The organism is Pseudomonas sp. WS 5021 (assembly GCF_012985535.1).
GTDB lineage: Bacteria > Pseudomonadota > Gammaproteobacteria > Pseudomonadales > Pseudomonadaceae > Aquipseudomonas.
Map to the genome: position 1 here is coordinate 68,433 of NZ_JAAQWP010000013.1, position 10,594 is coordinate 79,026.

Genomic DNA, 10,594 nt, shown 5'->3' on the forward strand with positions numbered 1-10,594 from the left:
TATGGACTTTACAATCTACACGACTGGCAGTGCCGAATTTCTTGAAATTATGCTGAATGCCTGCGCCATGATCACAGGAAGCGGCGACTCCGAAGACCTTGCCCGAATTGGCGCACTACTAGGCCTCCTCCTGCTGGCGTTTCAAGCAGTTTTTAATAATCAGGCGATCACTTTCGGAAAGGCGGGCCTTGTGCTTGTCCTCTACATGATGTTTTACGGCCCCACGGTCACTACGGTCATCGAGGATACGGTGTCATCGCAGGTGCGGGTGGTGGATAACGTACCTCTGGGCCCAGCCTTTGTCGGCTCCGTGATTTCTACAGTGGCCTATCGCATCACAAAGACTACGGAGCAGGCTTTCTCAACGCCAAGCATGACTGATTACGGGCTATTTTCTAGCCTGAGCACATTGTCGAAGGTTCGTGATGCCCTTCGAAACCCGATGGCTCTGGATAGCTTCCAGAACTATCGGAAATCAGAAGGGTGGGATCTCCCACGATCAGTGAATGAGTACATGACATTCTGCTCCCTGAACCCAGTTGCGCTGCGGACCGATAAGACCTTGACTGATCTTTACCGGGCACCTGGTTGGTCGCAGGTGTTGTCTAACCAAAACTCGTCGATGTTCATCTACGTTTATGATGGAACAGCTGGCGCGATGAAAAGCTGTGCAGAGGCGCGCTCGTTCCTTAACGCGCATTTGCAGAATGTCTACACGGACGTCCTGGGGGACATTCTTCAGAAAGGTTTTAGCGAAGAGGTCAAGACCAACCGGATGACAAGTGGCGTCCAGGTTCAAGTGGCCACTGATCAGGCTATTCAAAGTCTTGCACTGAGCAGCAAATCAGCTCAAGACTACGTTTTGACGTCCCTGATTGCGCCAATTTTCAATGATTCTCGTGTCGACGCTATGAACCATTGGCAAGAGCAAAGAGCAGCTATGGCTCTCCGAGAGTCGCTAAATCAGCAAGAAATCCAGTGGGCGGGGAAAGGGGATAGCTTCAAGCATTACATGAGGCCGATGATTGCCTTCTTTGAAGGAATGCTCTACGCCATGACCCCATTCCTTGCTTTCGCTCTTCTCCTGGGAGGGCCCGGACTGTCAATTCTTGGAAAATACCTGGTGCTTCCTCTAGCGGTGGGCTTGTGGATGCCTCTGCTAAGTATCGTGAACGCCTTTACCCTTTGGTATGCAGGAGCCCAAATGGAGGCGGTATTCAACGGATACGACCCGACAGGGCCTGGTTTTGCAATGCTCCAACTGATGGATATAGACAAAGCCATCGGCAAGGCATTGGGCATTGGCGGTCTGCTTGCCGCCTCGGTGCCACCCTTGGCACTGTTCATTGTTTCCGGCTCTGCAATGGTTGCAAACAGTCTTATGGGTCAGATGACGTCTGGTGACAAATTCAAGTCCGAGGACGTTAATCCTCGATCTCAGGCGAGCGCTCCTGTTCTAAGCACGAATGCTTCCTTCACATCTGATCAGGTGAGCACAGGTGTTGCCAAAACAGGCACTACGCAGCTTGCAGAAACTATCAGTAGTGAGCAGGCAGCAAGTTCTGTGGTGCAGAGTGCAAGTATGGCTTCACAAACTGCTACGTCGCAGTACCAGGAAAGTCTCAAGGCAGCCGGGCAACAACTCAGTTCGTCGGGCACGGGACGACAGGCGCTCGCGCAGATTGGGGAAAACCTTTCAGCAAGTTCTGCCCTCAGCTCAAATGCATCCTATAACGAAGCAAAGGAATCCTTGCGCAGTCTCGGCTTGTCCGAATCGTCACTTAATCAGGCTACCTCTAACGCTGCGATGGGGGTTTCAACTCCGTTTGGCGGACTTAAGCGAACAGATAACACCTCCGCTGACACTATGACCCAGGAAAACAGGGCCAAAGCAGAGAAGGCGCTGGCCCAGCTCACGCAGTCCGTCCAATCAACAGATTCGAATGTGCTCACCTTCGCTACTGGTGACGCATTCTCGAGCAGCGCATTGGCTCAGCAGAGCGCTTCAAATACCGACGAAATCGGGAAGACTCGTTCAAGCGCGATTCAAGCTCAACAGACCTACAATCAAGCCTCTTCGCTACAAGACACGATTAAAGCAGGCCAATCTCTCTCTCTTAGAGACGCCGGCGTCAAGGCACTCACCCGAGGGTTGGGGCGTAATGAAACTGGCCTGGCTCTTGAGAAAATCGCGGGGCAAACAGAGTCGGGTAAAGAGTTGTATGAGCAAGCCTTTGGAAGCCAGAGCATCCAAGACATGTCGAAAGATACGAGCGAGCGTCGCGCGATGGCAGCAATTCGTGCGATCAATCAGGACGGACGTCTTGGTGATCTCTTGATGAGCCAATACAACCCATTCGATTTTAACGTCAACCAAGGAGACGCAAACTCGAACGCTGGTCTCACAAGCAGTGCCGCCAAGGCCACTGCCGGCACCGACGCCATCGCGGGCAAGCTTGATGCAAAATGGAACTCAAATGCTGGGGCCTATGCAAGTTCAAATGACATGAATGCCAGTGGCTATCAAGCTACGAAGGAGGATGGCGCGACGGTTATTGGGCAGCGAAACTCCGAGAATATGGATCCAGTGATTGATGCGAACTCGCAAAATCAGGATCACGTGAGTAACCGTTCTTCCCAAGCTGCATATGAAACATTGGCAGCAAGGGGGCAAGCTGCGAGCCAAGGTACGAATCTAGGCAGCGTTGTAGCTAATGGTGCTAATGGAGCTTTTACAGGGATCAATACGATTGCTGGTGCCTTCCGCAGCGGCTCCGATAGTGAAAAACTCGAGAACTATTACGACATTGGTATCAATCAAGGGCTGAAACCCGAGGAAGCGCAGTACTTTGCCGCCAAGGCTACTGGCGAGTTTGGATCGACCGAGGGGGATGCCTACCGTGAGCTGAATGGTTACTACCGTAGCCAAGGCATTCGGGATACCAACTACATCGCTGGGGCCATCACCGCGATCGATGATGCTGCAAAAGCCCCCGAAAGTGGTTCCTATCCGACCCTTACAGCGCTCGCTGATTCAAGGGCCGCAGTGCACTATCAGACGCACCAAGCGCCATCACCTGAGGACGTGCCTCAAATGCCATCCCACGGGCCGGGAAGTGAGGCTGTGCCTCAAATGCCATCCCACGGGCCGGGAAGTGAGGCTGTGCCTCAAATGCCATCCCACGGGCCGGGAAGTGAGGCTGTGCCTCAAATGCCATCCCACGGGCCGGGAAGTGAGGACGTTCCACAAATTCCATCCCACGGGCCGGGTAGTGAGGACGTTCCACAAATTCCATCACCTGGCCCGACCAGTCAGGAGACCGTTCAAGTTCCAACCCAGGGTCCGACCAGGCAATCAACCCAATCTGTTCCAGCACCTTCATCAGCGGCACCGGCTGCCCCAAAACCACAACGACCTACGGGGATTAATACTGACTAGATGATTTAAACTCAAACAACAAGGCCGGGATTCCCCGGCCTTTTTTTTAACCAACCACATGCTTTACCCCTTGAAGATTCCAGCCAGTCGATCCTTCATTGCCTTAGCGATGCGAACTCGGAACAGGAACAGCATAACGGACAGACCAGCGCTCACACACAATGCTTGAGCACCCAAACGGGTGAACACAACAATGTTGATCATAATGAGCACCATGATGCCGAAGAACTCAGCATTCGCCTTCGCACCGGTAAGGACCTGGTCTTCTGTAAGCATCCACTTCGGCGAGAGGCAAAACGGACAAACTGAGGACTCTGGATCGCGGCCTCCAATAGGCACACCGCTGATGTAGAACGGGGCGCTAGTAATCACCTTCGGGACCATCATCTTCTTACAGCACTGGCACTCAACTTTATCGTTTCGCATCTCGGTCACCATTGGGTTCGTCTCACCAACATAATCTCACCACCAGGGGAAAACCCAAACGGAAAAAGCCCCAACGCGAGGGGATGGGTTGCGAACAGCTTTTCCTGGATGGGACTCAGTGGTTACACCAGATGCATCGGCCGGGTTTCAGCGCGTAACGAGCGTTGATTTCCTTGCACTTGCTGCAGGATGTGAGGGTGATGTCACCGGTCTTCATTGCGTTGCTGAGCTGGTAGCCATTGGAAGGGGAGATCAACTCACTGGCCGGGATGCCAACCGCTTTACACAGATCCACGTACTCACGATGAGCCGCAACCACCGCCCGAGCATTCGTCCGGCGGAGTGGATTGTCGGCGAGAAGCCTGTACACAGTGAGGTAGAGCAGGCAGTGAAGCGGGCTCTCAGCCAAGGTCTTATTCGGTGCCTGTATTCGACCGCTTTGAGACTGTACAAGGGGTGTATCACGAAGCAAAGAGCGCTTCATCCGGACTACCTCGTCAGCATTCAATCCTGTCCATTGCGCTACAAGCTTTGGCTGTAGCTTCTGCTGAAGCAACTCTGTCGCGATCACATCTAGAGGCATTGTGGACGGATAGTCTTTGACCCGACCGATACCACTTACGCCTGGCTTGAGGAAGTACCGGAGGTCACCAAGCAATACTGTGGTTACGTCCCTCAATTGATCGTCTGGTGATGACATGTTCATCCTCAGTCTCCTGAGGTTGCATCTTGTGCCAATAGAGAACCCGCCGCGGCTTACCAACATCATGCGAGAGTCGAAAGAACCCGCCTCGAACACCCGATACCCAACATCGTCGAGACCCACAGCAAGAATTGGGCTTGTCTGATTGACGCGTGAGAAGTGACAAAACTCCATGAACATGACCATTTTGTTACCGATTTCTCGGAATTCCTCATCGTCCAGGTACCCCCTACCAACCTTCAAAGTATTGTAGTGAACACGGTAGAGGGAAACGGGAAGGGCATCTACAGCGTTTAACTGACGCTGGTTTGCGCTCAAAGAAGAAAGCCAAACCATATCGCTTTGAGTCAATCGTTGCTCGGCGAGAATTACATTGAAATCTCGCAAGCCAGACGTTAGCCAGCGCAGACCCATTTGTATCATCGATGCATTGATCTTAACCCGCATGTCTTTGCCCTTACTTCAAACGCTGTAGTGAACGCCAAATGCTGAGCACATTACTCGCATACTGGCGTGCGTCAAGTTCCCGCCTAGGGTTTCGAGTATGGTACCCGCCAATAGCAAGTTGCATATCGACAGGGTATTGCGCAATCGACTCGCAAAGTATCTGGGCACCAATTCGGATGTTTACTTCAGGGTCAAGAAGAAGCTCTGGGCGCGCTACTCGATTACCATTCCAACGGTAATTTATTTGCATAATCCCTATATCGGTCAGAATGTCTTCGGCAATATACTTGCCGAGTACAACCTTGGCATCCATATAGGTATTAGGGTACAGGGCACCACTAGGCGCGTTCCGAAGCGCAAATGGGTGTGGTGCAACCATCCCTTTTCCGGCGGAAGTTTTAGATTCATTCAGGGCCAGTGAATATAGAAGCAGTGGGTCCGGCTTGCATGCGGAGGCCTTTGAGGCTCGCTCCCACATTGTCCCTTTTAATGAAAACCCATTAGCGCTTGCTGAATTAAATATAGCAATGCATGCATAGACAGCAATAAAGGAGCTGGCGCGGATATTAAACATTAGCCCCCCTTATCCAGTTAGCAACTGGGCGAGACGTTGGCTCATTACTAATTGGTTCTTTTCTGCCCTCAGAGACATTATTATTCTGCTGAGTATCAGCCTGCTTGCTTTTAGTATCTTCGGTCGCGCTAATCATACTTAGATACAGTGCTGCCATTGCAACAAGCCTTTTGCCCCGATAATCGGGGTCAATAGTTTCAAGATGCGCGTGCAATTCTTGTGTCGCTGGCGTGACTCGACATTGTAGTCTCATCGTTTTATCCACATTCCCTCCTCAGCGCTTCCCTGCGCAGCCGTTTAATTAAGAGCGTGCTATATGCCAGAAACCTTCGGCATTGCTTTTTACACTATTAACGGGCTTAACTACCAACGCATCGGGGAATTCTTTTCTAGCATATGGCTCATACAATGAGGCTCCCCCACCGCCGAGAATCACACAGTCGATAGCGCGCCCCTTCAGGAATCGAAGTCCTTGTTTGATCTCAGTGAAGACGGATGGGATAACACGTTCGGCAGCACGCTCGAGATATTCAGATAGTTCAACTTTGCGGCCATAAATCAAAATGTAAGACTTACCCGACTGAAGCGCATGTTCGATCTTTTCTACACCAGGAATACCGCCATGATCCTTCGCAATTTCTTCGTTGCATGCTTCAAGTACAACAGACATAGCTTTGAGGCTGCTGCTGCTGGAGTTTACTACTAGCTCGCGATGGTCAAATACCACCCAATCAACACTGAAAAACCCCGGATCAATAATGATTGAAACTGACTCCTCAATAACTTCCGAAGCATCTGAGTTGCAGTAAATCTCCGTCAGAGTCCCGATAGGCTGAGCAACAACCTCTACTTGCTTAACCGTAACCTCTCGCTTGGGCGTAATCCGATGCGTCCCGGTCATACGCTTCATCAGGGCTTCTACATAGGGCTTATCGCGAGCCTGCGAGACAGGAAGGCCAGTTACTAAGCAGTCAATCACGTCTTTATCACCGGCCGCATGAAGCAGAGCCCCCTTAAATAGGGCCTCATAGGCGTGCGAGGAAGTGTAGTCCTCGTGCAGCTCTCGTCCATCCTGAACTCGGCCGGGCGCGGCAAATGCCACCCAGGGCGCGCCATCAACTTCAACGATTACTTCACCGGGGCGTAACCCAGAATCCCCAGGCAGAACGCTCAAGGGAGCGGCCTGCGAGGGACGAATAATCGACTCCGGTTGCCCATCGCCACTGCCAAAAACGCAAATGACGTTGCTGTAACCAATATCCAGACCTAAGGCGTTACCCATTCGTATGCCGCTCCCAGCAAAAAAATGACAAAAGAAGTGCGTCAGATGACGACGCGCATGACCCCGCAGCACATGAAACCCCATATCCAAAGAATCCCAAGCGCTATATCTGCATCACCCGGTCACCAGATGACGACACACCGTAATAATCAGCCTTCCTGAAAGCTTTGGGCTTCGTTTTCAGGACGTTTTAGCGTCTGAAAACGATCCGCGCCTTCTCTGTCGACCCGCAAAATGCTCCCATCCACAAAGGAGCAACACATGAACTCACCCTCTGAAGCACCCAAGCACCCAGCAGTAGCTGAAATTGATCGGATGTATGCAGTTCTCGTTGAGCGTGCGGAGGATTTGCGGGAAGCCTTTTTCAAGACAGCATTGGATCTTCATGCGGGCAAGCCTGGGCATATCCCCATTGGCATCAATGTCAAGCAGTCGAGCCCCAATGCTTACTCGTTTAACTGGGTGAAAATTGAGCTAATCAAGGGCGACGGGAAGAACGGCAGTCAGAAGATCACTACCCTAGATAAGGGACGGGGTAGCAATTACCCGCTGAATGGCTTCAACTTTGTGAAAGGCAGCTTGAACCCTATCGTGCGTGGTTATGAGCTACAGCTTCGGGAGATACGGGTAGCCGGTTCAATGCTCCAGAAGATCCGCAGATCGCTGATCGCAGCAGCGACGAGGGTAGCGTCAGTTGAGCAAAGGGTGGTCATTCTCGCGGAGGACCGGCGCTAAGTAGTGCTGTATTACGGTAGTCAGGCTGCGACATCTCTTCACGACACCCCTTCACAACGCCGATTTCCCATGACGACACCTCTTCACGTATACGGGCTACCGAACCAGGACGTGGCAAAACCCACAAGCCGCGTGCCATGCGGCTTTCAGCCACGACACCTCTTCACGACACCTCTTCACAACGCCAATTTCCCATGACGACACTCCATGACGACACCCCTTCACGCTCGATATGCCTGAAAGCCGCATGGAGCGGGCTTAAAGCCAAAAACGCGGATTGACCGCGTGAAAGGCTGCTCTCTATGGGAAGTTACACCTCAGACTTCCATAAATAAAAGATGGGGAGTGGGGCTCAAAACTTTAAACCTGTGTCGCGAAGCGGGGGAAGGCGGTGTATCGGAAGTGAGAAAACGCCTGCGGACGGGAGAGGGCAGCTAGCGGATTCGGAGCGCACTAAATCCTTGGGATTGATTGCGATGGTGGGAGCATTGGCACAACGCAAATTTGCGGGCTGGAGTAAGCAGCCAGGATTGAGAGGGAGTAAATCTCATGCACGGGAGCGAACAACTGGAACTACTGCTTGGATCAATCGGCGCATTGAGTGCCGGGTTAGCAACCGCCTGGCTGACCTGCTACGGATCGAGGTATGTACTCAGCGATGCGAAAACCGACTGCGCGAAACTGCGGGCGGCGATGAAAGCCTTGGCTGGCAAATATGCGAGCGTAAGGGGAGGGCCAAGCGAATGATCTTCGCGAACCTGCCATACCTCGGAGCATGGACATCAGCGATCCACGGGATGATTTTTCCTGGCATGTGCATTACCGGCATCGCTTGCTGCGTAAGCTTGTCGATCAAGTCAGCATTGGTTGTCACCAGCGTGATATCGAACATAAAGAGCCGGCGAAACACGGCAATGAACAGGCGGTGACATTTGGAGTTTAGAAAAAGAGATGACGGTAGGTTATTCCCGCCGGTGCTACCAAACGGCGATTTCATAGGCGTTGCCCATGGGAGCCAACTCCGGCAGGTTCTTTTTTCAGTGCGAGAAGACGGCCTGTACGGGGAGGGTGTATTTCTCCTATGGCACGAGATAGCCGGCGTATCCATCACTGACGCCAAAGGATTCCAGATTCGGAGCGGAAAATATGCCAGCGGCGGAATTGGATTTAACGCAGGGGCATCTGCGCTGCTCGATCTGACTGGGGAAATCGTTACCCGGATAGACGGATACACTGTCGACTACTGCCTGATGAATCGCATCAGCTACGAGTCAAAACGAAAGGTGTTACCCAGTCATTAGTAGTGAGGCGACAGCCCAGCAAGACGACTGGGCCATCAACCGTGTTAGAAGTGAAGCGACTTACTTCCATAAAATAAACTTTGGTGGATCTTGTAGAGGTCAACCTGTGTCGCGTAGCGGATAGCCCTGACGGCCGAAAATAGATGAAATGACGAGGCAGGCATGAGCAAGCTAAAGGGGATACGTCTGTACGGATCAAGTGGCGATCAAGCTGTATACCAATTCTGTATTCCCGGCGAACCGAGTTGGATACGGCAGATGTTTGTTGAGCTAGAAAGGCGCGTCCCTGGAAGTCATGACCTGCTGATTGTGCTGCTTAATGTACAGAAGTGTCGAGAAATGAGGGGGCTTGGCTCTGAGGCAGTATTCCGTCTGCTTAAAGATGCGGAGGAAGAACTTAACGCTGGAGATCGCAATTTTCTGTTGAGAACGTTTTACATTGGTTTTCTCACAGAACTAAAAATCCTGTTTGATCGTTTGAACACGATGCGAGTTGATGAGCGGGACAAGGTTCTTGATGGCATGCGTCCATACTACAGATCTACAGGGAGCTATATGGAAACCTCATTCGATGAGCTTGAGCGAATCTTACTTATGGGAAATCAAAATATTGAAAGTTATTGGTCTGCCGTGAAACGCGATCTATGAAATGTGTCGCGAAGCGGATGAATGCAGGCCGTTACGGTGACCTACAAAAATACGGAATAGATGTTTTATGTATGGAGTTAATGAGTTGATCGGGGCCAGCGTTAGTTTTTCTTTCGATGGCTACAACCTACCTGGTGACATGGGGTCGTCTGAGGAAATATTAGAGGTCCTGCATGCGGACATTCCTGGAGTCAGGATCTCCTAAATGCAATCTTGCTGACTCAAGAGTGTGCAGAGTTGCGTGAGCGAAGTTCTATGGTGATGGCGGTATTGCTTAGTGAATACGAGCCAACACTCGGGCACGCTGATGCGTTGCGAGCAAGAACTTTTTTTGCCGCGGCTATCACAGAGCTGAAGATGGTTCTTGATGAAATTAAAGATTATCCGCAAGCAGAGCAGGAAAAAGTATTGTCGCGTTTGGGTGATTATTTAGGTGAAGGCGTCAAAAAGTTGGACACCTCGTTTGAAGGTATGGAACATGTATATTTGCTGAGCAACCCGAATACGGGGAGATATTGGTTGTCGGTGAATCGATAAAAAAACATGCGTCTTTGTATTGGAGATAGTTGAATGCATTCAAGTGCGAGCTGTAAAAATCGAATGCTGTGCTGGAATCCAGGAACTGACCAGGTAGTTTTAGTACCATGGCCAGATTTAAACGGACTGAGCGATAGTTACAGGATGAGCGCTCTGGCTTGTTATCCTCATGTACAGCAAATGAGTGATGAGCAAAGGAAGGCACTGGTCTTTATCGAAGGGATGACGCTAATTATTCGTGAAGGTTGCTCACCCGCAGCGGTGCACCAAGCACTCTGGGGGCTAAGTGAGTACCGTAGTGGCTGTCCAGAAGACATGCCCAGTGCAGAAGCTTCGGTGATTCCTTTCAAAAACTAGATCTGAGAAATACGAATACTGAATCGCCCCGGGTTTCCTAGACACTCTCCAGGCTCGCTGCGTAACGCTTTTCAAACTCTACCGGTGACAGCTGATTGTTGAAACTGTGGCGTCGTTTTGGGTTGTAAAACATCTCGATGTAATC

The 10,594-nt window shown here is 51.3% G+C and carries 11 protein-coding genes; 4 read left to right on the forward strand and 7 right to left on the reverse strand.

Annotation, left to right across the window (positions count from 1 at the left end):
- The first annotated feature begins 1 nt into the window (after position 1).
- Entirely contained in the window at positions 2 to 3,439 is a 3,438-nt protein-coding gene (locus HBO19_RS27385) for a conjugal transfer protein TraG N-terminal domain-containing protein (protein ID WP_170058668.1), read from the forward strand.
- 63 nt (positions 3,440 to 3,502) lie between these two features.
- Here HBO19_RS27385 and HBO19_RS27390 read toward each other — a convergent pair whose 3' ends face one another.
- The 5 genes from HBO19_RS27390 to HBO19_RS27410 form a co-directional block, all read right to left on the reverse strand.
- A complete protein-coding gene (locus HBO19_RS27390) occupies positions 3,503 to 3,865 on the reverse strand; it encodes a hypothetical protein (RefSeq protein ID WP_169899552.1) in 363 nt (120 codons plus the stop codon).
- A 115-nt stretch (positions 3,866 to 3,980) separates the two neighbouring features.
- Entirely contained in the window at positions 3,981 to 5,015 is a 1,035-nt protein-coding gene (locus HBO19_RS27395) for a hypothetical protein (protein ID WP_047229208.1), read from the reverse strand.
- A gap of 10 nt (positions 5,016 to 5,025) precedes the next feature.
- The gene (locus HBO19_RS27400; protein WP_080727735.1) at positions 5,026 to 5,589 is read right to left on the reverse strand and encodes a transglycosylase SLT domain-containing protein; all 564 of its coding nucleotides are present in this window, start codon (positions 5,587 to 5,589) and stop codon (positions 5,026 to 5,028) included.
- Positions 5,582 to 5,854, reverse strand: coding sequence for a hypothetical protein (locus tag HBO19_RS27405; protein WP_080727736.1), 273 nt, complete (start codon positions 5,852 to 5,854; stop codon positions 5,582 to 5,584). The genes HBO19_RS27400 and HBO19_RS27405 overlap by 8 nt, the downstream gene beginning before the upstream one ends.
- Before the next feature lie 36 nt (positions 5,855 to 5,890).
- Positions 5,891 to 6,871, reverse strand: a complete 981-nt coding sequence (locus tag HBO19_RS27410) for a ParM/StbA family protein (protein ID WP_038445791.1) — start codon at positions 6,869 to 6,871, stop codon at positions 5,891 to 5,893.
- 261 nt (positions 6,872 to 7,132) lie between these two features.
- Here HBO19_RS27410 and mobI point away from each other — a divergent pair, with 261 nt between their 5' ends.
- Complete coding sequence (gene mobI / locus HBO19_RS27415) at positions 7,133 to 7,606, forward strand: conjugative transfer protein MobI(A/C) (RefSeq protein WP_170058669.1); 474 nt, start codon at positions 7,133 to 7,135, stop codon at positions 7,604 to 7,606.
- A 652-nt stretch (positions 7,607 to 8,258) separates the two neighbouring features.
- Here the strand turns inward: mobI and HBO19_RS27420 are convergent.
- The gene (locus HBO19_RS27420; RefSeq protein WP_154220709.1) at positions 8,259 to 8,603 is read right to left on the reverse strand and encodes a hypothetical protein; all 345 of its coding nucleotides are present in this window, start codon (positions 8,601 to 8,603) and stop codon (positions 8,259 to 8,261) included.
- A 466-nt stretch (positions 8,604 to 9,069) separates the two neighbouring features.
- On the opposite strand from HBO19_RS27420, the gene HBO19_RS27425 reads away from it, so the two are divergent.
- Together HBO19_RS27425 and HBO19_RS27430 are read left to right on the forward strand one after the other, a co-directional pair.
- Positions 9,070 to 9,555 carry a hypothetical protein gene (locus HBO19_RS27425; RefSeq protein ID WP_038445794.1) on the forward strand — a complete coding sequence of 162 codons (486 nt, stop codon included), beginning with the start codon at positions 9,070 to 9,072 and terminating at the stop codon, positions 9,553 to 9,555.
- Positions 9,556 to 9,768: 213 nt separating this feature from the next.
- Complete coding sequence (locus tag HBO19_RS27430; RefSeq protein WP_170058670.1) at positions 9,769 to 10,092, forward strand: hypothetical protein; 324 nt, start codon at positions 9,769 to 9,771, stop codon at positions 10,090 to 10,092.
- Positions 10,093 to 10,486: 394 nt separating this feature from the next.
- Here HBO19_RS27430 and HBO19_RS27435 read toward each other — a convergent pair.
- Positions 10,487 to 10,594 (reverse strand): IS3 family transposase (locus HBO19_RS27435; RefSeq protein WP_138762977.1); only part of this gene is annotated, 108 nt, incomplete at its 5' end.